Origin of the sequence: Alkalihalophilus pseudofirmus OF4, assembly GCF_000005825.2 — a bacterium.
Taxonomy (GTDB): Bacteria; Bacillota; Bacilli; order Bacillales; family Bacillaceae_D; genus Alkalihalophilus; species Alkalihalophilus pseudofirmus.
Window position 1 is genome coordinate 251,830 of record NC_013791.2, and the last position, 21,783, is coordinate 273,612.

At 43.8% G+C, this 21,783-nt stretch carries 14 protein-coding genes, 14 tRNA genes and 4 rRNA genes; 29 read left to right on the forward strand and 3 right to left on the reverse strand.

The window, feature by feature from the left end; all coding sequences use genetic code 11:
- Together BPOF4_RS01345 and BPOF4_RS01350 are read left to right on the forward strand one after the other, a co-directional pair.
- The gene (locus BPOF4_RS01345) at positions 1 to 600 is read left to right on the forward strand and encodes a SpoIIE family protein phosphatase (protein WP_012957264.1); all 600 of its coding nucleotides are present in this window, start codon (positions 1 to 3) and stop codon (positions 598 to 600) included.
- 142 nt (positions 601 to 742) lie between these two features.
- Positions 743 to 2,923: a Tex family protein gene (locus tag BPOF4_RS01350; RefSeq protein ID WP_012957265.1), complete on the forward strand. Its 2,181-nt coding sequence runs from the start codon at positions 743 to 745 to the stop codon at positions 2,921 to 2,923.
- A 39-nt stretch (positions 2,924 to 2,962) separates the two neighbouring features.
- Here BPOF4_RS01350 and cmpA read toward each other — a convergent pair whose 3' ends face one another.
- Positions 2,963 to 3,091, reverse strand: coding sequence for a cortex morphogenetic protein CmpA (gene cmpA / locus BPOF4_RS21860; RefSeq protein ID WP_012957266.1), 129 nt, complete (start codon positions 3,089 to 3,091; stop codon positions 2,963 to 2,965).
- Positions 3,092 to 3,184: 93 nt separating this feature from the next.
- Here cmpA and BPOF4_RS01355 point away from each other — a divergent pair, with 93 nt between their 5' ends.
- The 17 genes from BPOF4_RS01355 (at position 3,185) to rrf (BPOF4_RS01435) (ending at position 10,459) form a co-directional block, all read left to right on the forward strand.
- Positions 3,185 to 3,637 (forward strand): SprT family protein, encoded by a 453-nt coding sequence (locus BPOF4_RS01355; RefSeq protein WP_012957267.1) that lies wholly within the window; start codon positions 3,185 to 3,187, stop codon positions 3,635 to 3,637.
- 152 nt (positions 3,638 to 3,789) lie between these two features.
- Positions 3,790 to 3,864: transfer RNA gene (locus BPOF4_RS01360), tRNA-Asn, on the forward strand.
- 1 nt (position 3,865) lies between these two features.
- A tRNA-Ser gene (locus BPOF4_RS01365) sits at positions 3,866 to 3,956 on the forward strand.
- A gap of 19 nt (positions 3,957 to 3,975) precedes the next feature.
- A tRNA-Glu gene (locus BPOF4_RS01370) sits at positions 3,976 to 4,050 on the forward strand.
- A 6-nt stretch (positions 4,051 to 4,056) separates the two neighbouring features.
- Positions 4,057 to 4,132, forward strand: a tRNA-Val gene (locus BPOF4_RS01375).
- A 3-nt stretch (positions 4,133 to 4,135) separates the two neighbouring features.
- Positions 4,136 to 4,212: transfer RNA gene (locus tag BPOF4_RS01380), tRNA-Asp, on the forward strand.
- A gap of 22 nt (positions 4,213 to 4,234) precedes the next feature.
- Positions 4,235 to 4,316: transfer RNA gene (locus tag BPOF4_RS01385), tRNA-Leu, on the forward strand.
- A 46-nt stretch (positions 4,317 to 4,362) separates the two neighbouring features.
- A tRNA-Leu gene (locus BPOF4_RS01390) sits at positions 4,363 to 4,449 on the forward strand.
- Between the two features lie 4 nt (positions 4,450 to 4,453).
- Positions 4,454 to 4,530: transfer RNA gene (locus BPOF4_RS01395), tRNA-Arg, on the forward strand.
- 16 nt (positions 4,531 to 4,546) lie between these two features.
- Positions 4,547 to 4,623, forward strand: a tRNA-Pro gene (locus tag BPOF4_RS01400).
- 18 nt (positions 4,624 to 4,641) lie between these two features.
- Positions 4,642 to 4,715: transfer RNA gene (locus BPOF4_RS01405), tRNA-Gly, on the forward strand.
- Between the two features lie 42 nt (positions 4,716 to 4,757).
- A tRNA-Ile gene (locus tag BPOF4_RS01410) sits at positions 4,758 to 4,834 on the forward strand.
- 190 nt (positions 4,835 to 5,024) lie between these two features.
- Positions 5,025 to 6,576 (forward strand): 16S ribosomal RNA (locus tag BPOF4_RS01415).
- 236 nt (positions 6,577 to 6,812) lie between these two features.
- Positions 6,813 to 6,889: transfer RNA gene (locus tag BPOF4_RS01420), tRNA-Ile, on the forward strand.
- A 16-nt stretch (positions 6,890 to 6,905) separates the two neighbouring features.
- Positions 6,906 to 6,981: transfer RNA gene (locus tag BPOF4_RS01425), tRNA-Ala, on the forward strand.
- A gap of 233 nt (positions 6,982 to 7,214) precedes the next feature.
- A 23S ribosomal RNA gene (locus tag BPOF4_RS01430) occupies positions 7,215 to 10,154 on the forward strand.
- A 189-nt stretch (positions 10,155 to 10,343) separates the two neighbouring features.
- Positions 10,344 to 10,459 (forward strand): 5S ribosomal RNA (rrf, locus tag BPOF4_RS01435).
- 379 nt (positions 10,460 to 10,838) lie between these two features.
- On the opposite strand, the gene BPOF4_RS01440 is transcribed toward rrf (BPOF4_RS01435), so the two are convergent.
- A complete protein-coding gene (locus BPOF4_RS01440) occupies positions 10,839 to 11,021 on the reverse strand; it encodes a hypothetical protein (protein WP_012957268.1) in 183 nt (60 codons plus the stop codon).
- A gap of 169 nt (positions 11,022 to 11,190) precedes the next feature.
- On the opposite strand from BPOF4_RS01440, the gene BPOF4_RS01445 reads away from it, so the two are divergent.
- The 10 genes from BPOF4_RS01445 to BPOF4_RS01490 all read left to right on the forward strand — a co-directional run bounded on the left by BPOF4_RS01445 (position 11,191) and on the right by BPOF4_RS01490 (position 19,330).
- Complete coding sequence (locus tag BPOF4_RS01445) at positions 11,191 to 12,345, forward strand: trans-sulfuration enzyme family protein (protein WP_012957269.1); 1,155 nt, start codon at positions 11,191 to 11,193, stop codon at positions 12,343 to 12,345.
- Between the two features lie 105 nt (positions 12,346 to 12,450).
- Positions 12,451 to 12,566 (forward strand): 5S ribosomal RNA (gene rrf, locus BPOF4_RS01450).
- Together the 16S, 23S and 5S rRNA genes with 14 tRNA genes alongside form the textbook arrangement of a ribosomal RNA operon.
- A gap of 54 nt (positions 12,567 to 12,620) precedes the next feature.
- Positions 12,621 to 12,694: transfer RNA gene (locus BPOF4_RS01455), tRNA-Met, on the forward strand.
- Between the two features lie 161 nt (positions 12,695 to 12,855).
- Positions 12,856 to 13,848 (forward strand): thiamine-phosphate kinase, encoded by a 993-nt coding sequence (gene thiL / locus BPOF4_RS01460; protein WP_337999208.1) that lies wholly within the window; start codon positions 12,856 to 12,858, stop codon positions 13,846 to 13,848.
- Between the two features lie 9 nt (positions 13,849 to 13,857).
- Positions 13,858 to 14,325, forward strand: a complete 468-nt coding sequence (gene tsaE / locus BPOF4_RS01465) for a tRNA (adenosine(37)-N6)-threonylcarbamoyltransferase complex ATPase subunit type 1 TsaE (RefSeq protein WP_012957271.1) — start codon at positions 13,858 to 13,860, stop codon at positions 14,323 to 14,325.
- Positions 14,310 to 15,029, forward strand: coding sequence for a tRNA (adenosine(37)-N6)-threonylcarbamoyltransferase complex dimerization subunit type 1 TsaB (gene tsaB, locus BPOF4_RS01470; protein ID WP_012957272.1), 720 nt, complete (start codon positions 14,310 to 14,312; stop codon positions 15,027 to 15,029). Before tsaE ends, tsaB begins: the two co-directional genes overlap by 16 nt.
- Positions 15,022 to 15,486, forward strand: coding sequence for a ribosomal protein S18-alanine N-acetyltransferase (gene rimI, locus BPOF4_RS01475; protein ID WP_012957273.1), 465 nt, complete (start codon positions 15,022 to 15,024; stop codon positions 15,484 to 15,486). The genes tsaB and rimI overlap by 8 nt, the downstream gene beginning before the upstream one ends.
- Positions 15,476 to 16,492, forward strand: coding sequence for a tRNA (adenosine(37)-N6)-threonylcarbamoyltransferase complex transferase subunit TsaD (tsaD, locus tag BPOF4_RS01480; protein WP_012957274.1), 1,017 nt, complete (start codon positions 15,476 to 15,478; stop codon positions 16,490 to 16,492). The genes rimI and tsaD overlap by 11 nt, the downstream gene beginning before the upstream one ends.
- 253 nt (positions 16,493 to 16,745) lie before the next feature.
- The gene (locus BPOF4_RS01485; protein ID WP_158305543.1) at positions 16,746 to 18,923 is read left to right on the forward strand and encodes a hypothetical protein; all 2,178 of its coding nucleotides are present in this window, start codon (positions 16,746 to 16,748) and stop codon (positions 18,921 to 18,923) included.
- Positions 18,920 to 19,330: a hypothetical protein gene (locus tag BPOF4_RS01490; protein ID WP_412675614.1), complete on the forward strand. Its 411-nt coding sequence runs from the start codon at positions 18,920 to 18,922 to the stop codon at positions 19,328 to 19,330. The genes BPOF4_RS01485 and BPOF4_RS01490 overlap by 4 nt, the downstream gene beginning before the upstream one ends.
- A gap of 332 nt (positions 19,331 to 19,662) precedes the next feature.
- Here BPOF4_RS01490 and BPOF4_RS01495 read toward each other — a convergent pair whose 3' ends face one another.
- A complete protein-coding gene (locus tag BPOF4_RS01495; RefSeq protein WP_012957277.1) occupies positions 19,663 to 21,606 on the reverse strand; it encodes an ABC-F family ATP-binding cassette domain-containing protein in 1,944 nt (647 codons plus the stop codon).
- Between the last annotated feature and the right edge of the window lie 177 nt (positions 21,607 to 21,783).

Sequence of the window (21,783 nt, forward strand, 5' to 3'; positions counted from 1 at the left end):
ATGATTTCTCTTTATGAAAACAAACACATTGAGGTAGCTGCAGTTCAACAGCCTAAACCGGGGAATGTTCACTGTGGTGATGCTCATGTCGTAGTTGAAGAAGAGGATTTTACATTATGCGCGGTGGTTGATGGTTTAGGCAGCGGTGAGGGAGCTTCTGAATCTGCTGATGCAGCTATTGAAGTAATCAAAGAAAATCGATTTTTAGAAGTTGATGAAATTGTCACTCGTTGTAATCAAGCAATGGTTAACAAACGCGGTGCAGTTCTAACATTAGTAAAAGTCGATTTCCAAAAAGAAGAGGTTATTTATTGTAACTTCGGCAACATCGGGTTTGTCATGTATGAACCAGACGGCACTACGCTTCAGCCTATACCCATTAGGGGTTATTTATCAGGTAGAAAAGTTATGGTTAAAAGTAAACATTTTTCCTATAAGAAAGGCAGTATTTTTATGCTATATTCAGATGGGGTAAAGATCCCTTTCTCTAAGAAAAATCTACTTACGCTTGGTTCTTTAAAGGAAGAATTTAAGCATTTATTAACACTTGATCGATTTGCTGTTGATGATGTGACGTTACTAGTAGGAAAGCTAAATTAGTAAACCTCCTTAACTTATAAAGGGGGTTTATTTTTGTTTTATGGAGCTAGAAGGATATTCACGAAAGATAGGGAAGTTAGTTACGTGAAGAGGCATATGATATGATTAAGGATACAGGCTACTAGTAAAGGAGCTCGATGAGATGAATGATTTTCATAAAAAGTTAATTCAAGAAATAGAAAAAGAATTGTCTGTAAATGAAAAGTACATAAGAAATTTAATTGATCTAGTTGAAGAGGGAAATACAGTGCCTTTTATTGCGCGCTACAGAAAAGAATTGACTGGATCATTAGATGAAGTCCAAATCCGTACAATCGTTGAGAGATGGGAGTATGCAAATCAGCTTCAGCAGCGAAAAGACGAGGTTAAACGCTTAATCGGTGAACAGGATAAGTTGACAGATGAGCTCGCTTTAAAAATTGATCAGGCTATGAAGCTTCAAGAAATAGAGGATCTCTATAGACCTTATAAGCAAAAAAGGCGTACAAGAGCTACCACAGCAAAAGAAAAAGGGTTGCAGCCTTTAGCGGAATGGCTAATTACGTATCCAAAACAAGCTGATGTTTCTAAAGAAGCACTTCAATATATTGATGAAGAAAAAGGTGTAGCTACGATTGAAGAGGCGCTCGCCGGTGCCGAAGATATTATTGCTGAATGGGTATCTGACGATGCGGATCTAAGAAAGTTCATTCGTGAACGCTCGTTTAAAGAAGGCCACATTAAAACGGTTGTTAAAGACAAGCAACTTGATGAAAAAGGTACATATGAAATGTATTACGATTATACAGAAGCAGTCCGCTCCATCGTGCCTCACAGAATTCTTGCTGTGAACCGTGGAGAAAAAGACGGGGTTTTAAAAGCGGGAATTGAGTTTCAGGCAGAGAAAATGATAGGGGAGATCGAGAAGCGTTATATGTCTCGCGCAGGAGACTCACCAGCTGCTGAGTATGTTAAGCTGGCTATTCAAGATGGATATAAACGTTTAATAGAACCATCAATTGAACGAGAAATAAGGAACGAACTGACTGCAAAAGCTGAAGAACAAGCAATTCATATCTTTTCAGAGAATTTGAGAAACCTCCTGTTACAGCCGCCTATTAAAGATAAGGTTGTGCTTGGAGTAGATCCGGCTTACCGTACAGGGTGCAAGTTAGCTGTGGTGGACGGGACTGGAAAGGTACTCGATATAGGAGTTGTTTATCCAACGCCGCCTAGAAATGAAGTTGAAAAAGCAGCAGCGAAAGTGAAACAATTAGTTAAAGAACATAAGGTAGAAATGATTGCTATTGGGAACGGCACAGCTTCGAGAGAGACGGAGCAGTTTATTGCTGACCTTATCAACGATTTACCGGGAGAATTGTATTATCTGATTGTAAATGAAGCTGGAGCGAGTGTGTATTCTGCTTCTGAGCTAGGGCGTGAGGAGTTTCCGGAATTTCAAGTTGAAGAAAGAAGTGCTGTTTCTATTGCAAGAAGGCTGCAGGACCCATTAGCTGAACTCGTGAAAATTGATCCGAAGTCCGTTGGTGTGGGTCAATATCAACATGATGTTGCGCAAAAAAGATTATCAGAATCGTTAACATTTGTAGTAGAGACCGTAGTTAACCAAGTTGGTGTAAATGTGAATACTGCCTCCGTCTCATTATTGCAATATGTAGCTGGACTATCGAAGTCGGTTGCTGTAAATATTGTGAAACGCAGAGAGGAAGAAGGCCGGTTTACAAGCCGTGCACAATTAAAGAAAGTACCTAGGCTAGGTGCGAAAACGTATGAACAGTGTATTGGCTTCTTACGCATTCAAGGAGGGAAGAATCCGCTTGATGCTACAGGGATTCATCCAGAGACCTATAAGGAAACCGAAGCGCTGCTTGATAAGGTCGGCGCTGCACGAAAAGATGTAGGAACAAAAGAGTTAAGCGAAAAACTGTCTGGATTGAACGAACATCAAATAGCAGAAGAGCTTGGGCTTGGTATGCCGACTGTTAAAGATATTATTGCAACACTTATCAGGCCGACTCGAGATCCACGTGATGAAGTAGCGAAACCTTTGTTAAAGCAGGGGGTTCTTCGATTAGAAGACTTGACTCGCGGGATGGAACTTCAAGGGACTGTGAGAAATGTAGTCGATTTTGGAGCGTTTGTTGATGTAGGGGTAAAGCAAGACGGATTAGTTCATATTTCTAAACTAACTAAAAGGTTTGTGAAGCATCCTCTTGAGGTAGTGGCTGTTGGAGAAATTGTAACGGTATGGGTTGAGGATGTTGACATAAAAAAAGGCAGGGTTGCTCTCACGATGCTAGAGCCGGCTGTGCAAACAGTATAAATAAAGAAATGGCCATGCATTTTCGCATGGCCATTTGCTTTAACCTAAATGCTTATTCATTTGCTCTTTTCGTTGATAGTAAAACCAACATTGATTAAGGATCTTTATTTGATGGCGGTTCTGCTCTTTGAAAGCCTTTTGTAGTTGAGTGCGTAACCAGGTCGGCATTTCTCCCAACTCCTTATTAGTTGTGGTAGTATATTTAGTATATGTAGGAGAGTTTGTCAGTGTTGATTGTATTTTGTATGGGGGCGGGGGACATTGAATCAGAGCGAACTGCAAAAAATGGTTGAAGAGATCTCTCTAACTAGTTTTAACAAACCATTTGTACACGAAGCGACGTTTAATTCAAGATTACGTACGACTGGTGGCAGATACTTGTTAAGGTCACACAATCTAGAATTTAACCCTAAGCAGTATCAATTATATGGGGAAGAAGAATTAATAAAGATTATTAAACATGAATTGTGTCATTATCATCTTCATATAGAAGGAAGAGGCTATAAGCATAGAGATGCTGACTTTAAAGAGCTGTTGGCGCACGTAGGAGGAGCCAGGTATTGCAGAGAAATACCTGGAGCTAAGAGACAAACGAAAGTTCTACATGAATATGAGTGTCAAGGTTGTCATCTTTTATATAGCCGGAAGCGAAGGATCGATACGTCTAAATATGTGTGTGGGAAGTGCAGAGGCAAATTGAGAAAAAAATTATAAAAAAAGTGTTGCCTATTTTAAAAGAGCTGTGCTATATTATAGAAGTCGCTGAACGAGACAAGCAAATCGAAAAGCGATTTCGAAAAAAGTGTTGACATCAAAAAACACTTTCGATATAATGTTTAAAGTCAGCAACATAAACACCACAATATTCCACAGTAGCTCAGTGGTAGAGCAATCGGCTGTTAACCGATCGGTCGTAGGTTCGAGTCCTACCTGTGGAGCCACGGAGAAGTACCCAAGTGGCTGAAGGGGCGCCCCTGCTAAGGGTGTAGGTCGCGCGAGCGGCGCGAGGGTTCAAATCCCTCCTTCTCCGCCAGTATCTTTTCTTAAGTTGTGGCCCGTTGGTCAAGCGGTTAAGACACCGCCCTTTCACGGCGGTAACACGGGTTCGAATCCCGTACGGGTCACCAACATATGGAGGATTAGCTCAGCTGGGAGAGCACCTGCCTTACAAGCAGGGGGTCGGCGGTTCGAGCCCGTCATCCTCCACCATATGGTCCGGTAGTTCAGTTGGTTAGAATGCCTGCCTGTCACGCAGGAGGTCGCGGGTTCGAGTCCCGTCCGGACCGCCATTTTTATTAGTTAATTTCATACGCGGGTGTGGCGGAATTGGCAGACGCGCTAGACTTAGGATCTAGTGTCTTACGACGTGGGGGTTCGAGTCCCTTCACCCGCACTTTTATTTTAAAAATTAAGGTGCAGATACGGATATCATACATTTAGCGGTTGTGGCGGAATGGCAGACGCGCTAGGTTGAGGGCCTAGTGGGGGTTGACCCCGTGGAGGTTCGAGTCCTCTCAACCGCACCAATTGGCGCCCTTAGCTCAGCTGGATAGAGTGTTTGACTACGAATCAAAAGGTCGGGAGTTCGAATCTCTCAGGGCGCACCATTAGTGATTTATATATCGGGAAGTGGCTCAGCTTGGTAGAGCACCTGGTTTGGGACCAGGGGGTCGCAGGTTCAAATCCTGTCTTCCCGACCATCTTATTTCTTTTAATATGCGGGCGTAGTTTAGTGGTAAAACCTCAGCCTTCCAAGCTGATGATGTGGGTTCGATTCCCATCGCCCGCTCCAACAAAATATTTGGTGGGAGTGCTTTTTTTATTGCCTTTTTTAGGGCCTGTAGCTCAGCTGGTTAGAGCGCACGCCTGATAAGCGTGAGGTCGGTGGTTCGAGTCCACTCAGGCCCACCATAAAATATTTTAAAAAGTTCTTGACGGTTCGATTTAGACTTGTTAAGATAGTTAAGTCGCCAACGAGCGACAAACAAAAAGTTCTTTGAAAACTGAACAAAAGCCAAGCGAAATAGAGATACATGATATCTCGTCAATTATTAACGCAAGATGATTTTTCATCCTGTGTAAGTGAGCTTAATCAAACACTTTTATGGAGAGTTTGATCCTGGCTCAGGACGAACGCTGGCGGCGTGCCTAATACATGCAAGTCGAGCGGACTGATGGGAGCTTGCTCCCTGATGTTAGCGGCGGACGGGTGAGTAACACGTGGGCAACCTGCCTGTAAGACTGGGATAACTCCGGGAAACCGGGGCTAATACCGGATAACCCGTTCCACCTCATGGTGGAGCGGTAAAAGATGGCCTCTGGCTATCACTTACAGATGGGCCCGCGGCGCATTAGCTAGTTGGTAAGGTAACGGCTTACCAAGGCGACGATGCGTAGCCGACCTGAGAGGGTGATCGGCCACACTGGGACTGAGACACGGCCCAGACTCCTACGGGAGGCAGCAGTAGGGAATCTTCCGCAATGGACGAAAGTCTGACGGAGCAACGCCGCGTGAGTGATGAAGGTTTTCGGATCGTAAAGCTCTGTTGTTAGGGAAGAACAAGTGCCGTTTGAATAAGGCGGCACCTTGACGGTACCTAACCAGAAAGCCACGGCTAACTACGTGCCAGCAGCCGCGGTAATACGTAGGTGGCAAGCGTTGTCCGGAATTATTGGGCGTAAAGCGCGCGCAGGCGGTCTCTTAAGTCTGATGTGAAAGCCCACGGCTCAACCGTGGAGGGTCATTGGAAACTGGGAGACTTGAGTACAGAAGAGGAGAGTGGAATTCCACGTGTAGCGGTGAAATGCGTAGATATGTGGAGGAACACCAGTGGCGAAGGCGACTCTCTGGTCTGTAACTGACGCTGAGGCGCGAAAGCGTGGGGAGCAAACAGGATTAGATACCCTGGTAGTCCACGCCGTAAACGATGAGTGCTAGGTGTTAGGGGTTTCGATGCCCTTAGTGCCGAAGTTAACACATTAAGCACTCCGCCTGGGGAGTACGACCGCAAGGTTGAAACTCAAAGGAATTGACGGGGGCCCGCACAAGCAGTGGAGCATGTGGTTTAATTCGAAGCAACGCGAAGAACCTTACCAGGTCTTGACATCCTTTGACCACTCTAGAGATAGAGCTTTCCCCTTCGGGGGACAAAGTGACAGGTGGTGCATGGTTGTCGTCAGCTCGTGTCGTGAGATGTTGGGTTAAGTCCCGCAACGAGCGCAACCCTTGATCTTAGTTGCCAGCATTCAGTTGGGCACTCTAAGGTGACTGCCGGTGACAAACCGGAGGAAGGTGGGGATGACGTCAAATCATCATGCCCCTTATGACCTGGGCTACACACGTGCTACAATGGATGGTACAAAGGGCTGCAAAACCGCGAGGTTGAGCGAATCCCATAAAGCCATTCTCAGTTCGGATTGTAGGCTGCAACTCGCCTACATGAAGCCGGAATTGCTAGTAATCGCGGATCAGCATGCCGCGGTGAATACGTTCCCGGGCCTTGTACACACCGCCCGTCACACCACGAGAGTTTGTAACACCCGAAGTCGGTGAGGTAACCTTTTGGAGCCAGCCGCCTAAGGTGGGACAGATGATTGGGGTGAAGTCGTAACAAGGTAGCCGTATCGGAAGGTGCGGCTGGATCACCTCCTTTCTATGGAGTATTTAACTCTAGTCGATGTATGATCTTACGATCATATACGCTTTGGATCTTTTGTTCAGTTTTGAGAGAACGCAAAACTCTCTATTAAAGCTTTTGCTCCTGCGATTACTCGTCGCAAGGCTGCATGAAGCGATTACTGAGAAGTGTTACATGATGTAATTTAAGTCAGTAGCCTTGTTCAGTTTTGAGAGAACACAAAACTCTCTATTCTCTATCTAATAAGATAGGGGCCTGTAGCTCAGCTGGTTAGAGCGCACGCCTGATAAGCGTGAGGTCGGTGGTTCGAGTCCACTCAGGCCCACCATATATATCTTATAAGTGGGGCCTTAGCTCAGCTGGGAGAGCGCCTGCCTTGCACGCAGGAGGTCAGCGGTTCGATCCCGCTAGGCTCCACCAATGGTTCTTTGAAAACTAGATAATGAAAACGGACAAAGAGAAACGAGAAGATCGAGGATACGATCAAGCGAGTGCTCGGAGCGTACATCAGTACGTGAGAACGCGAGTTGTGAAGTAAACGAAGATATTCGAAGTTTATCTGAAGTCCATGTAAACATATTTGTTCATCGGTATCTTTTAATAGAGAAGATTGAACGAGCATGTCAAGAATTCAACAACCTTTTTTAAATTTTGGTTAAGTTAGAAAGGGCGCACGGTGAATGCCTTGGCACTAGGAGCCGAAGAAGGACGCGACGAACGGCGAAACGCCTCGGGGAGCTGTAAGTGAGCTTTGATCCGAGGATATCCGAATGGGGGAACCCACTATTCGTAATGGAATAGTACCCATACCTGAATACATAGGGTATGAGGAGGCAGACCTGGGGAACTGAAACATCTAAGTACCCAGAGGAAGAGAAAGCAAATGCGATTACCTGAGTAGCGGCGAGCGAAACGGTATCAGCCCAAACCAAGAGGCTTGCCTCTTGGGGTTGTAGGACACTCTATACGGAGTTACAAAGAAATAGGATAGGCGAAGCGATCTGGAAAGGTCCGCGACACAAGGTAACAGCCCTGTAGTCGAAATTCTATTTCCTCCTGAGTGGATCCTGAGTACGGCGGGACACGTGAAACCCCGTCGGAATCCGGGAGGACCATCTCCCAAGGCTAAATACTACCTAGTGACCGATAGTGAACCAGTACCGTGAGGGAAAGGTGAAAAGCACCCCGGAAGGGGAGTGAAACAGATCCTGAAACCGTGTGCCTACAACTAGTTGGAGCCCGTTAATGGGTGACAGCGTGCCTTTTGTAGAATGAACCGGCGAGTTACGATGTCGTGCAAGGTTAAGCTGATAAGGCGGAGCCGTAGCGAAAGCGAGTCTGAATAGGGCGAATGAGTACGCCGTTGTAGACCCGAAACCGTGTGATCTACCCATGTCCAGGGTGAAGTTCAGGTAACACTGAATGGAGGCCCGAACCCACGCATGTTGAAAAATGCGGGGATGAGGTGTGGGTAGGGGTGAAATGCCAATCGAACTCGGAAATAGCTGGTTCTCCCCGAAATAGCTTTAGGGCTAGCCTCGAGGTTGAGAGTTTTGGAGGTAGAGCACTGATTGGACTAGGGGTCCCCACAGGATTACCGAATTCAGTCAAACTCCGAATGCCAAAAACTTTTACTCGGGAGTCAGACTGCGAGTGCTAAGATCCGTAGTCAAGAGGGAAACAGCCCAGACCATCAGCTAAGGTCCCAAAGTATACGTTAAGTGGAAAAGGATGTGGAGTTGCCCAGACAACCAGGATGTTGGCTTAGAAGCAGCCACCATTTAAAGAGTGCGTAATAGCTCACTGGTCGAGTGACTCTGCGCCGAAAATGTACCGGGGCTAAACGTATCACCGAAGCTATGGATTGACACCTTAGGTGTCAGTGGTAGGGGAGCGTTCTAAGTGCAGCGAAGTCAGATCGTGAGGACTGGTGGAGCGCTTAGAAGTGAGAATGCCGGTATGAGTAGCGAAAAGAGGGGTGAGAATCCCCTCCGTCGAAAGCCCAAGGTTTCCTGAGGAAGGCTCGTCCGCTCAGGGTAAGTCGGGACCTAAGCCGAGGCTGAAAAGCGTAGGCGATGGACAACAGGTTGAAATTCCTGTACCACCTCCTCACCGTTTGAGTAATGGGGGGACGCAGTAAGGTAGGGTAAGCGCACTGATGGATATGTGCGTCCAAGCAATTAGGCTGAGAAGTAGGCAAATCCGCTTCTCGCGAAGGCTGAGTTGTGATGGCGAGGGAAATGTAGTACCGAAGTTCCTGATCCTCCACTGCCAAGAAAAGCCTCTAGCGAGGTGAGAGGTGCCCGTACCGCAAACCGACACAGGTAGGCGAGAAGAGAATTCTAAGACGCTCGGGAGAACTCTCGTTAAGGAACTCGGCAAAATGACCCCGTAACTTCGGGAGAAGGGGTGCTCTGGTAGGGTGTATGCCTGAGAGAGCCGCAGTGAAAAGATCCAAGCGACTGTTTAGCAAAAACACAGGTCTCTGCGAAGCCGCAAGGCGAAGTATAGGGGCTGACACCTGCCCGGTGCTGGAAGGTTAAGAGGAGGGGTTATCCCTTACGGGAGAAGCTCTGAATTGAAGCCCCAGTAAACGGCGGCCGTAACTATAACGGTCCTAAGGTAGCGAAATTCCTTGTCGGGTAAGTTCCGACCCGCACGAATGGTGTAACGACTTGGATACTGTCTCAACGAGAGACCCGGTGAAATTATAGTACCTGTGAAGATGCAGGTTACCCGCGACAGGACGGAAAGACCCCATGGAGCTTTACTGTAGCTTGATATTGGATGTTGGTACAGTTTGTACAGGATAGGTAGGAGCCTTGGAAGTCGGAGCGCCAGCTTCGATGGAGGCGTCGGTGGGATACTACCCTGACTGTGCTGACATTCTAACCTCGAGCCGTAATCCGGTTCAGGGACAGTGTCAGGTGGGCAGTTTGACTGGGGCGGTCGCCTCCTAAACAGTAACGGAGGCGCCCAAAGGTTCCCTCAGAATGGTTGGAAATCATTCGTAGAGTGCAAAGGCAAAAGGGAGCTTGACTGCGAGACCTACAAGTCGAGCAGGGACGAAAGTCGGGCTTAGTGATCCGGTGGTTCCGCATGGAAGGGCCATCGCTCAACGGATAAAAGCTACCCTGGGGATAACAGGCTTATCTCCCCCAAGAGTCCACATCGACGGGGAGGTTTGGCACCTCGATGTCGGCTCATCGCATCCTGGGGCTGAAGTAGGTCCCAAGGGTTGGGCTGTTCGCCCATTAAAGCGGTACGCGAGCTGGGTTCAGAACGTCGTGAGACAGTTCGGTCCCTATCCGTCGCGGGCGTAGGAAATTTGAGAGGAGCTGTCCTTAGTACGAGAGGACCGGGATGGACACACCGCTGGTGTACCAGTTGTTCCGCCAGGAGCATCGCTGGGTAGCTACGTGTGGACGGGATAAGTGCTGAAAGCATCTAAGCATGAAGCCCCCCTCAAGATGAGATTTCCCATGGAGTTAATCCAGTAAGACCCCTTAGAGATGATGAGGTTGATAGGTCTGGTGTGGAAGCATGGCGACATGTGGAGCTGACAGATACTAATCGGTCGAGGACTTATCCAAATTATTCTTGACGTATGTGTTTACTGAACCACGCTAAGTTCGCGACGTCCTGTCGCAACGCCTGGTACCCACATCCTGTGGGCATTATCTAGTTTTGAGAGAACCATCTCAATTTTATAGTACACGGTCTGCTTCTGCGCACTACGTTTGCTCGAAGCAAGCTAGCTGAGAAGTTAGGCAGGTCGTAAGCTTGGTGGCGATAGCAAAGAGGTCACACCCGTTCCCATGCCGAACACGGTCGTTAAGCTCTTTTGCGCCGATGGTAGTTGGGGGCTTCCCCCTGTGAGAGTAGGACGTTGCCAGGCAGATAAAACACAATCCATTAGGATTGTGTTTTTTAGTATGCATAAAGGGATAAGGGGCGCAATAGAGCTTACCTGGTCCGAAGGAGCAGCGCCACCTTCGAATCTTCCTGTATCCTTCATGACATTCATCTTGAACAATCTTCGTGGTCCCCCTGTGAGACGAACCCTTTCTCTTCGTAACGATTCATGAAAAACTTCGAAGAGAAACGGCATGAATAATCTTCCCCGTAGAAGAGAAAGGGTAAGCCAGGACGTTGCCAGGCAGATAAAACACAATCCATTGGATTATGTTTTTTAGTATGCATAAAGGGACAAGGGGCGCTTTTGAGCTAAGCTAGCAGTTCTCCTCGCTCATCAACTCGCGCAATAAACAGCAAACTCATATATAATACCTCATGCCAATGACGCATATCGATTTATAAACCGCGCAATAAACGAGCTTTAACGCATTTCCTCGCTCAACCAACCCATTTACAAGACAGAAGGATACAATTAACCAGGCAATTGACGCAATAATGAGTGCTACTGACGCAATCACTCCAATCAGGTCCCCAATCAACATCTGAAATCACCCCTCCAGAATCCCGCATTCCATTCAGTTTCTAAGTATATCGCTAATCTGATATCGAATTATTCCAACAATTTAAAGGTATTTGTTACGATAATGTGTTAAAGTAAACAATAAGACTATTATTTAGATGATAGAAAGAGAACACAAGGAGTTGGAGTGTATGCGTGAGAAGCGATTTAATACTCAAGCGGTTCATTTTCAAAAGAAAGAATCAGCTTATCATGTGAGCAAAGCAAAACCAATTTATCAAACAACGGCCTTTACCTTTTCAGACCTTGATGATATGGAAAGCTTTTATGAAGGAGAAAAGAGTTATTTATATTCAAGATACAGTAATCCGAATACAGATGACTTAGGGGTAGGCATTGCTTTATTAGAAGGAGCAGAAGACGGGGTTGCTACGTCTTCAGGTATGTCGGCAATTCTAGCTGGAGTGCTAGCAGTGGCGAAAGAGGGCGATCATGTCCTTGCTTCAGAAGATTTATATGGCGGGACGTATCAATTGTTTGAACAAGAGCTTCCCAATATGGGGATTGATGTGAGCTTTGTCTCATTTGGAGACTTAGAGACAGTAGAGAAGGCGATCACAGACCGTACAGTGCTGATTTATACAGAATCGATCACTAACCCTTTGCTGCGGGTAGAAGATCTCGAGGGTGTAATCAGTCTTGCGAAAAAACATACGATCTATTCAATGATTGATAATACATTTGCAACGCCTTATTTACTGCAGCCAGCTAAAATTGGTGCAGATTTAATCGTACATAGTGCTACTAAATATATTGGCGGACACAGTGATGTCAACGCTGGAGTGTTAGTTGGGACTGCTGTGCTTATCCAGAAAGCAAAATCAAAAATTGTGACACTTGGCTGCAATCTAACACCTTTTGAAGCGTGGCTTGGCTGCAGGGGCTTAAAAACATTAAGCTTAAGAATGCAAAGACAATGCGAGAATGCTGCAAACCTTGCAAAGTCATTTAATAAAAGTGCAGGAGTAAGCAAAGTTTATTATCCGACCGATGTTTCTGCTAAAGGGAACGGTGCTATGGTAAGCATTGATTTAGCAGAAGAAGTAGATGTTGAAGAGTTTTTTAAGAACTTAAGCTGGGTTAAAATTGCTCCTACGCTTGCTGGAGTAGAAACAACAGTGTCTTACCCGTTACGTACTTCTCATCGTACGATCCCGGATGAATTGAGATCAGAGCTTGGGATCGGAAAGCAGCTGGTGCGGATCTCTGTGGGGATTGAGGATGAAACAGATATAATAGAAGCTTTTCAGCATGCCATTAAACAAGCTCAAATCAAGAACCTTTAACGGTTTTTGATTTGAGTTTTTATTTTCTTAAAAAGAATTTTTAATTAATGCTTGCAATGTTTTAGAACACATGGTATATTTATATATGTCTTAGAGACAACATAGTCTGGTGGCGATAGCAAAGAGGTCACACCCGTTCCCATGCCGAACACGGTCGTTAAGCTCTTTTGCGCCGATGGTAGTTGGGGGCTTCCCCCTGTGAGAGTAGGACGTTGCCAGGCTAACAATTCTTATGTTTAAGAATTGAAAAGTTGTCTATAATAATAGTATAGCGTCGCGGGATGGAGCAGTCTGGTAGCTCGTCGGGCTCATAACCCGAAGGTCGGAGGTTCAAATCCTCCTCCCGCAATACCTGGAGAAACCGGAACATATTTGTTCCGGTTTTTTCTATGTTATCATACTTTGATTATAGCTTGCACATCACTTATAAGATCAGCTAAACTAATACAGATACCCTTAGGAACATCTATCCTAAGGTTTTTTGCAGGATGATGTACATCAGAAGGGGGCATGAATGTGAAAGATGAGTTTTCATTTATATCAAAGATTACTCCCCGTCATACTCATCAATCTTCCTTGAAAGTAGCGATCGGCGATGACGCTGCTGTTTACAGCGGGACGGATCTGTTTGATGAGGTCATATGTGTGGATACTATGGTAGAAGGGATTCATTTTAGGAAGGACACCCTGACACCTTACCAGATTGGAAAAAAAGCATTAGCGGTCAATCTAAGTGATTTAGCAGCTATGGGAGCGGTCCCTCACTATTATCTGGTTTCTATTGCTATCCCAAAGAGCTGGAGTGAAGAGCAGTTAGAAGCTGTTTATCATGGGATGAAAGATTTGGCCGATCAATTTAAAGTTGATTTGATAGGCGGAGATACTGTATCGATTCAAGAATCTCTAGTAATTACTGTTACTGTCATTGGGAGAGTTGAAAAGAATCGAAGCCTCCTTCGTTCTAGTGCTGAAGTGGGGGATAATGTTTTCGTCACAGGATACGTAGGTGGTTCGGCAGCAGGTTTATCACTATTACTTGAAAAAGGAAATGAAGCTTCTTACTTCGATCATGAACAAGAACTGATCAAAGCTCATCAAGAGCCGGTTCCACAAGTGAGGGCAGGGCGAATTTTTGCCCAGTCAAATGAGAGAATCTCATTAAATGATGTGAGTGATGGGCTAGCAAGTGAAGCTAACGAAATTGCTGAAGCCAGCCAGGTCACTTTATTATTATATGAAGAAAAATTACCGCTTCATCCAGCTATGTCAGCAAATGAGTTAGACCAGCAGCTCGATGCCGCTTTATATGGCGGAGAAGATTTTCAGCTGATTGGAACAGCTTCTAAGGAAACCTTTCCTTTAATACAAGCAGAATGTAAAAGGCAAGGGATCTCATTACATCTAATAGGTGAAGTTATAGATAATCAGCCAGCAGTATATTTAAAAAAAGAAAATGAAAAAATCTTGCTTTCAAAAAAGGGATACAATCATTTTTCAAAATAGGTGATTTCAATGGATAAATGGACAATCAAAACAACCTCTCCCGAAGAAACGGCGCAGCTAGCTGAGCGAGTAGGAGAGCTTGTACAAGCTGGTGATGTACTTACGCTTGAAGGTGATCTAGGTGCAGGTAAAACCAGCTTTACTAAAGGGTTAGCAAAAGGGTTAGGAGTTACACGGGTAGTTAGCAGCCCAACCTTTACGATTATTAAAGAATATAAAGGAAGAATTCCGCTCTATCATATGGATGTCTATCGTTTAGATGAGGGCGCGGAAGAACTTGGGTTGGAAGAGTATTTTGAAGGTGAAGGTGTGTCTGTGATTGAATGGGCAAGCATCATCCGAGAACAGCTTCCAAATGATCGTTTAGACATTGTGGTTACTCATGCCGGTGATACGACGCGTGAATTATCATTTTTTGCAAGAGGAATCCGTTATGAACAACTATGTAAGGAGTTAGCGACATGGGCTACACATTAGCAATCGATACGTCCTCATATGTACTGACTGTTGCAGTCACAGAAGACTCTAAAGTGTTGGGTGAGATGACGACTAATGTTAAAAAGAATCATTCGCTGCGTTTAATGCCTGCCATTGAGCAACTAATGAGAGATACGGGAATTACACCAGAGCAGCTAACAAAGGTTGTTGTAGCTGATGGACCTGGCTCTTATACAGGTGTACGTATAGCAGTGACGACAGCCAAGACCTTAGCATGGTCTTTAAATATACCGCTCGTCGGCGTCTCGAGTCTAGAATTAATGGTACAAAATGGTCGTTTCTTTGAAGGGTATACGGTTCCTATTGTAGATGCCAGACGAGGACAAGTATTTACAGCTCTTTATAGAGGCGAGCAGCATAAAATGACCGTTCAGAAAGAAGATCGATTAAGGATGCTAAATGAATGGTTAGAAGAGTTAAAAGAGATAGAGGGGCTTATTTTGTTTGTAGGACAAGACGTTGAACTGCATCAGGAAGACATTCAATCAGCCCTGGGTGATAAAGCGGTCTTTGCTCCTGCTCAAATGACTCTGCCTCGGGGCGGGGAGTTAGCTGCACTTGGGGAAGAGAAAGAAGCAGTAGCGTCTATTCATACGTTTGTACCTCGTTATCTCCGTCTTGCAGAAGCTGAAGCCAAATGGCAAAGCGAGCAGCAGAAGAAGGCGTGTGAGTCCAATGATTGAGCAAGCGAAAAGTATCATTCGTTTAATGACAATCGATGACATTGAAGGGGTCTATGAAGTAGAAAAGAATTCTTTTCCTACACCCTGGAAGCCATCCATTTTTATTAATGAATTACACGTGAATAAGTATGCTCATTACTTTGTATGTGAAAAAGAAGGCTATATTGCGGGCTATTGTGGTCTTTGGGTGATAGGAGAAGATGCTCAAATTACAAATATAGCGGTACATTCTTCTATGCGCGGACAAAAGTTTGGAGAACAGCTTCTTTCTTATGCGATGAATCATGCTAGAGAGCTGGGGGCTGTGCATATGTCACTTGAGGTAAGAGTGAGTAATGTCGTTGCACAAGGCCTTTATAAAAAGCTAGGTTTTAAAGAGGGTGGAATCCGTAAAAATTACTACACGGATAACCAAGAAGACGCAATGGTAATGTGGGTGAACTTAAATGGAGAATAAAGAATTGATATTAGCAATTGAAACCAGCTGTGATGAGACGTCTGCTGCGGTAATTAAGGATGGGAAAGAGATCCTGAGCAACATTGTCTCCTCACAAATTGAGAGTCATAAACGGTTTGGCGGGGTAGTGCCGGAAATTGCATCTAGGCACCATGTTGAACAAATTACCCTCATTATTGAAGAAGCAATGAGTGAGGCAGAAGTGACTTTTAAAGACCTTTCTGCTATTGCTGTAACGGAAGGACCGGGTCTTGTCGGAGCGCTGTTAATTGGAGTGAATGCGGCTAAAGCAATGGCATTTGCCCATAACCTGCCGTTAATCGGAGTTCATCATATTGCTGGTCATATTTATGCAAACCAACTTATCCACAAACTTGAGTTTCCGTTACTGACGTTAGTGGTCTCAGGCGGTCATACGGAGCTTGTGTATATGGAGAGCGATGGATCATTTGAAATTATAGGTGAAACGCGTGATGATGCTGTAGGGGAAGCCTATGACAAGGTAGCTAGAACAATTGGTCTGCCATATCCTGGCGGGCCTCACATTGACAAGCTTGCACATGAGGGCGAGCCTAGCTATGACCTTCCAAGAGCTTGGCTTGAGCCCGAAAGCTTTGATTTTAGTTTTAGTGGATTAAAATCAGCAGTTATAAACACCTTGCACAACCAGAAGCAGCGTGGTGAAGAAATTAATACACAGGATCTTGCAGCGAGTTTTCAAGCAAGTGTAATAGATGTATTAATAACAAAAACAAAAAAAGCGCAAGAGAAGTACAATGTTAAACAGGTGCTTCTTGCAGGCGGAGTAGCAGCGAATAAAGGGTTAAGGGCAGAGCTTAAGCGAACCTTTGACCATACAAAAGTAGAGTTAATTATCCCGCCATTAAACTTATGCACAGATAATGCAGCGATGATCGGGGCTGCAGCAAGTATCAAATACAAGCAGGGCAAATTTTCAGCGTATGATTTAAATGGAAATCCAGGGCTTGATTTAGAAAGAGAATAACGAGTAACTTTCAGGTTTAAAACCACTTATTGGTGCAAATGCTACCTTTAGGTGGTTTTTTTAGGCATGTAAGCGATCTCTATTTTGTCCACAGCTTTTATTAACATTTATGTGGATAACGTGGATAACTTAAAAAAGATACGTCTTTGCAAGGGGTAAACTGTTATTAACTTTAAATGTGGATAAGTAGAGATTAAATGTGAATTATTAAATGAACCCTTATAATATAAGGGTTTTACCTGTGTATAAACCTGTGAATAATGTGGATATGTCAGAAAATTATATGAAAAGGCTGGTAGTTATGGCGCAAAAGGTAGGTTTGTTAATTCTTATTATTTGTTTATTTATTCACATTCCGGTATCCGCGAAAAATGAACAAACATTAATTATCGTTATAGCTCCTGATCTTGCTTTTGAAGATGTCAAACGTATTTTGGAGACAGAAGAGAATAAAGAACTGTGGAAAGAAGCCGCGATCGGTGCATTAAACATTAAACCAGATGGCCCTTATTCTTATTTAAACAGTATGGTCAGTATAGGAAGCGGCAGGAGAGCGGTCGGGGTGCAGGACTGGAATAGCTATGAAGGCAATGAAAAAACAGAGTTTAATGTGACAGCAAGAGAGCTGCAGATTCAATTAACTGGCCATGTTTCATCATCTAGTCTTATTCATCCACATTTTCACCGCTTAGTAAGTAAAAATGACAAGTCTAGTTATCAACCGCGTGTTGGTATCCTTGGGGATAAGCTAAAAGAGACTGGGATCAATCGTTTTGTTTTAGGCCACAGTGATACGATAATTGAAAAAATAAGATATGGATCTCTTCTTGTCATTGATTCAGAAGGGGTGGTGGAGGGTGACTATAAACAATCTGTAAAAAAGTCTCCCGCCTCTCCGGCAGGAAAGGAAATGGATGAAGCATATTTACTAAGTGAATTACAAGACCGAAATGGTCTGATTGTCATAGAATGGGGCGATCTCCATCGGTTATATGAACAAAGACCTTTGATGATGGATTCCCATTTTAATAAGGAAAGAGATCGTCAGCTAACGCGGTTAGGGACGTTTATTGAACAATTACGCCAACAAGATCAGAATGGTCATACGGTGTGGCTTCTTTCACCGATGATGAACAAAGAAGCTTATGATCAAAAACAGCAGCTGGCTCCTCTTATGATATGGGATAAAGAAGATGGAGGCTATCTTACCTCAAATACGACCAATCAGCATTATCTTGTAAGCAATCTTGATATAGCACCCTCCATTCTTGCTCATTTTGGTTTGAATGATCCAAGAGAATTGCCTGGACATAGCATGCAAAAAATGAATGTAGGTGAGGAAGATATACAAAAAGTGCTTGATCATGTGGATGAATTAACCTTAATTTATCAGTCCAGGGCAAGTGTTCTTTCTGCCTATATTACGACACTTGTTATCTTATTGATCGTAGCAGGGGTGCTAAGTTTTTTCAGAAAACCTCAGATCATGGGTCAGAATGTATTAAAAATGATTATTTTATCAGCTCTTCTTTCACCTATTCCTTTTCTTATAGGATCTAAACTGCTTATCCACATTGGTATCACAGCGTTCGTGTTTTTTGTTGTTATTTTCTCACTCGGTTGTGGATATGTAATTAGTCGGTTTAAAAGAAATGCCATTACCATCGTAGGGGGCATGTTATTTGTTCTTATTTCACTGGATTTACTCTTAGGAACCCCTTTTATGCAGCGGTCCTATTTGGGCTATGACCCTATCATTGGGGCAAGGTATTACGGCATTGGAAATGAATATGCGGGAATATATATTATTTCAGGTCTTGCTCTTTTAAGCGGTTTTCAATCGGTAAAGGAGAAGATGAGTGTCATGATGGTAGTAGCACTAGGAGCGATTCAGCTTATTTTATTGGGGCATAGTGAGCTTGGAACAAATGCTGGAGCAACATTGGCTGCGGGTATTGCCTATTTCTTTCTTCTATTTCGTTTATTACAATTTAAGTGGACTCTACTCCGTACAATTCTCGTTGGAGCGGCTTCTCTTCTTCTATTATTTTCATTTTTATTTGTGCTACAATTAACAGGCAACCAAACGCATATTGGAGCTGGATTTAATCGTTTATTTGCAGGGGATCTAAGCTATCTTCTCCATACGATTGAAAGAAAAGTTTCTATGAACTGGAAGATCTTCAGGCATTCCAATTGGACGCAATTATTTGTGACAAGCTATCTTGTTGTGATGGTGATGTTAATAAGGAAGACATTGCAAAAAAGTCATCAATTACACGCTTTAATTTTGCAGACAGGTATTTGTGCATCCGTTGCGTTGCTTATATTAAATGACTCGGGAGTAGTGGCTGCTGCAACATCAATGTTTTGTGTCGTATGTATGCATTACTACTGGCTCTTAGAGCAAAAGGAAAAAAGGGGAGCATGAGAGTGGAGAAGAAAATGAAGCGGGCGCGAATGCTGCGTATTGCAGTGCTCGTTGTTCTAGCGGTTGGTCTATTTTTAGATTACTTTCCTCAGCTGATCAATGGCGGCTTAGGCGGGAGAGGCACCTTTATTTTATTATTGATTGGTTTTGGTTTTGCTGTTGCAGCAGAAGTGATGATGCCGCGTGATAAACGAAGAAGACAGGGAATTCCTATATGGGAGCATGATATATTTTTCATCTTTTATGTGATCGGATTAATTGCCCTGTTCACTTTTCTTGGTGGAGAGTCTCAAGTCGGACTTAGCTTAACACACCCAATCTTGTGGATCTTTGTTGTCTATGCTTTTATTAAGTGGAACTTAGATCGCAAGCACAGACCTGAAGAAGAAGTAGAAGAGAAGAAGTGAAAAATTAGGCGGAGATGTACTTAACGTCTCCGAACATGTTATTAAGGTAGGGGGAAACACAGACTCCTACCGGAAACAAAAACCTAATGATATTTACTTTTCAAAGTAATAAAAAACAGACGGCCTATTCATTTATGAGGGTAGGTCGTCTGTTATTTTGTTGGAACAGCTTAGTCACCTTTTCACACCGTTGATTGGAGCGGAAGGTACTAGACTCCTGCGGGATGTGCGACGAGGAGGCTCCCGGACCGCTCGCGGAAAGCGAGTGCCTGCAGCGGAAATCAACAACCACTGTCAGGAGGAGGGTTTAAAATACTCAGCATCTTTATTAGTTAGGATTGAAGCTCTTCCCATTCTTCCATTAACTGTTCGAGAGTCGCTTGTGTTTGATCAATCTCAGCTTGGATTTTACTCGCTTGTTCATGATCTGAATAGATTTCAGGGTCACAAAGAGCTTCTTCATTTACTGAAAGTGATTCTTCTAACTCCTCAATCTTCGTTTCAATTTCCTCAATCCTACGCAAGCGTTGTCGCTCTTGACGCTTCGCTTCTTTATCTAATTCAAACGATGTCTTATCGGTCTTAGCTTCCTTCTTTTCTGAAGTTGGAGCAACCTTGTTTTCCAGCTCTTCTTGTTCTTTCAATAATAGACGCTGCCGATTTTCTTCTTTCTTTTCTAAATAGTAATCATAATCGCCTAAATAATTTGTGACTTGTCCGTTATCAAGCTCGCACACTCTAGTGGCAATGCGGTTAAGGAAATAACGGTCATGTGATACAAACAAGAGAGTGCCAGGGTAGTTAATTAATGCCGCTTCTAACACTTCTTTTGCATCTAGGTCCAAGTGATTTGTCGGCTCATCAAGAATCAGCAGGTTTGCCTTTTGCATCATTAATTTAGCTAGAGCAAGGCGTGCTTTCTCACCGCCGCTTAATGTGGAAACAGGTTTTAACACATCGTCCCCTGAAAATAAAAAGTTTCCTAACACCGTCCGGATTTCTTTTTCAGGGAGCAAACTATAATCATCCCATAATTCATGAAGAACAAGTTTATTAGAAGTGAGTTTTGCTTGTTCCTGATCATAATAGCCGACTGTCACATTACTGCCAAAGCGAATCGTTCCTTTTGATGTTTCAATCTGCTTTATGATTGCCTTTAAGATCGTTGATTTTCCTGCACCGTTAGGACCGATTAATGCAACACTTTCCTCGCGGTTCAAATCTAATCTTAAGTTAGAAAAGATCGGTTCCATCCCGTATTTCACTTCTAAGTCTTCGATACGAAGGACCTCATTGCCGCTTTGGCGGTTGATTTCAAACGAGAAAGAAGCTGATTTCTCGTCCCCTTCAGGACGATCAAGACGGTTCATTCTTTCAAGCTGCTTTCTGCGGCTTTGCGCTCGCTTGGTAGTAGAGGCTCGAGCAATATTTCGTTGAACGAAATCCTCAAGCTTTGCAACTTCGCTTTGTTGTTTGTCAAACTGCTTTTTCTCGAGCTCATAACGTTTTGCTTTTTCCTCTAAATAAAGACTGTAGTTCCCAACGTATTTTCTTGATTGGTTTCTTGAAATTTCTACGACTTGGGTAACGATTTTGTCTAAGAAATAGCGGTCATGTGATACGATTAAAATGGCACCTGGATAGCCTTGCAAATAGTTCTCAAGCCAGGTTAATGTCTCTATGTCTAAGTGGTTTGTCGGCTCATCAAGGATAAGTAAATCAGGCTTGGTTAATAATAGTTTACCAAGGGCTAGTCTTGTTTTCTGCCCGCCGCTTAGCGTTTGGATTTTTGTTTGATAGTCAAAAGAATCAAAATGAAGGCCTGCTAGTACGCTTCTAATATCTGCTTCATATTGATATCCGCCCTTATCTTTAAAATCGAGCTGGAGCTGATCGTATTCTGCTAATAATTTGTTATAACTTGCTTCGTGATCTAAAAGAGAAGGGTCAGACATTTTTTGTTCCATCTCTCTTAGTCTTTTTTCCATTTTTAAAAGCGGGTCAAATACTGTCAGCATCTCATCCCAAATCGATAACTCGGATTCTAGGCCGGTATCTTGAGCGAGGTAGCCTACCTCTACATCTTTTGGCTGAATGATTTCTCCGCTGTCATGGGATAGCTGTCCTGCTATCACTTTTAAAAGCGTCGATTTTCCCGCACCGTTTCGACCGACTAAAGCGACACGGTCTTCAGTTTGTACTTCGAGTTTAATATTTGATAAAATCGTTTCTGCACCAAACGATTTTGATACGTTTACACATTGTAATAAAATCATGGGATATCCATCCTATCCTTACATCATATCAATAGTTTTCTTCACTCAGTTTAACGTAAAAGACTGCGGTGAACAACTTGCAGGACCTGATGTAAAACGATTACATAAAGAGACAAATAGTGTACAATAAGATAAAACAATAAGATAAAATGATAACGTTCTAAGAAAAAACGTAAC